The 1,987-nt window shown below is 45.0% G+C and carries 2 protein-coding genes; both read left to right on the top strand.

All coding sequences use genetic code 11. The features are described 5' to 3' along the window. The coding region (locus B4F08_RS13895) for an SfnB family sulfur acquisition oxidoreductase (protein WP_291374846.1) at positions 1-1,176 on the top strand (1,176 nt) is incomplete at its 5' end. After that, positions 1,176-1,987 (top strand): NtaA/DmoA family FMN-dependent monooxygenase (locus tag B4F08_RS13890; protein WP_291374845.1); only part of this gene is annotated, 812 nt, incomplete at its 3' end. The genes B4F08_RS13895 and B4F08_RS13890, both read left to right, overlap by 1 nt.

The raw sequence follows: 1,987 nt of genomic DNA, 5'->3' as shown, positions 1-1,987 counted from the left end.
TATGCACATATTATTCAAAGTGATGCTGAAGCCTTAGAAATTGCCAAAAATTTGGCTGAGCAGTTTAAACAGCAGGCTATCCAACGCGATGCTGAACGAATTTTGCCTTTTGAGGAAATTGAAGCCTATAGCCAATCTGGGCTTTGGGCTATTACTGTACCTAAGGAATTCGGGGGGGCCGATGTTTCCAGCTATACGGTCGCGCAAATTATTGCGCTAATGAGTGGTGTGGACGGTTCGATTGGACAAATTCCACAGAACCATTTCTATGCCTTAGAGGTTTTACGTAATAACGGTACTGAACAACAAAAGCGTAAACTCTATGCAGAAGTGCTCAAAGGCGCTCGCTTTGGTAATGCCTTGGCTGAGTTTAAAACTAAAAATGCAACACAAAAACAAACTGCACTGAGCCAAACGGAACAAGGCTATGCGGTCAATGGTGAAAAGTTTTATTGTACGGGCAGCCTGTTTGCAGACCGCATACCGACCTTAGTCAAAGATGCCGATGACAAAGAGTTTCTAGTTTTCATCCCACGGAATAGCTCAGGACTAGAACTGATTGATGATTGGTCAGGTTTTGGTCAACGTACCACAGGCAGCGGTACAGTCAAATTTAATCATGTCGCTGTAGGTGCAGAAGATATTGTTCCTTTCGATACAGCATTTTCCAGACCGACTCTGGTGGGGCCTTTTGCTCAAATTATGCATGCTGCAATTGAAACGGGCATTGCACGTGCTGCTTTTGAGGAAACACTGGTTCGTGTACGTCGGGCTCGTCCGTGGATTGACTCTGCTGTTGAACAGGCAACCGATGATCCTTTAACACAGTTTGAACTGGGACGAGTGGTTGCCGATGTACGTGCCAGTGAAGTCTTACTCAAACAAGCGGCACGCTCCATTGACGCAGCACGTCCTAATCCAACCGCTGATAACATTGCTAAAGCATCACTGGATGTAGCGAAAGTTCGTGCCCACAGCACAGAAACCGCATTAAAAGCAGCTTCGAAATTGATTGAACTGGCAGGCAGTCGTGGTAGTCAACGTGAAGATGGCCTAGACCGCTTTTGGCGTAATGCACGTGTTCACACGCTACATGATGCGTCACGTTGGAAATATTACTTCATTGCCAATTATCTCCTTAATGGTGTGCTTCCGCCACGCAGAGGGACATTGTAATGACACTATCATCTCAAAATAAAAATCCGAAACAAATCATTCTGAATGCCTTTGATATGAATAGCGTAGGTCATATCAATCACGGTTTGTGGACACACCCACGCGATGAGTCGCATCGTTTTAATGAGCTCAGCTATTGGACCGATTTGGCGCAAACTTTAGAACAAGGTTTATTTGATGGTTTATTTATCGCCGACATTACGGGTGTCTACGACGTTTATCAAAATGGTCTGGATTTAACCCTAAAAGAGTCGATTCAGCTTCCAAGCCATGACCCTAGTACACTCGTTTCTGCTATGGCCGCCGTTACACAGCACTTAGGTTTTGGTGTCACTGTGAATCTGAGCTATGAGTCGCCTTACCAATTTGCACGGCGCTTTGCAAGCCTCGACCATTTAACCCACGGTCGTATTGGCTGGAATATTGTCACCGGCTACTTAGACAGCGCAGAACGGTTAATTGGTCAAAAAGGTTTAAAAGATCACGACTTGCGCTATGAACAAGCCGAAGAGTTTCTCGAACTCTGCTATAAATTTTGGGAAGGTTCTTGGGAAGACGATGCCATACAAAAAGATAAGTTAAACCGTGTCTTTACTGACCCTTCAAAAGTTCATGCCATCCAGCATCAAGGCAAATTTTTCCAAAGTCAGGGCGTTTTTCAGGTTTCCCCATCTATTCAACGTACACCTGTGCTTTATCAAGCGGGTGCCTCAAGCAAAGGCTTAGCCTTTGCAACCCAACATGCTGAAGCCATGTTTATTGGTGCTGACACGCCTGAAAAACTTAAACAGCAAGTCGATAAAATTCGTGC

The sequence above is a fragment of the Acinetobacter sp. UBA6720 genome (assembly GCF_002454215.1).
Classification (GTDB): Bacteria; Pseudomonadota; Gammaproteobacteria; order Pseudomonadales; family Moraxellaceae; genus Acinetobacter.
Note: the sequence above shows the minus strand (reverse complement) of the source record. Positions and strands in the feature narration are given on the sequence as shown.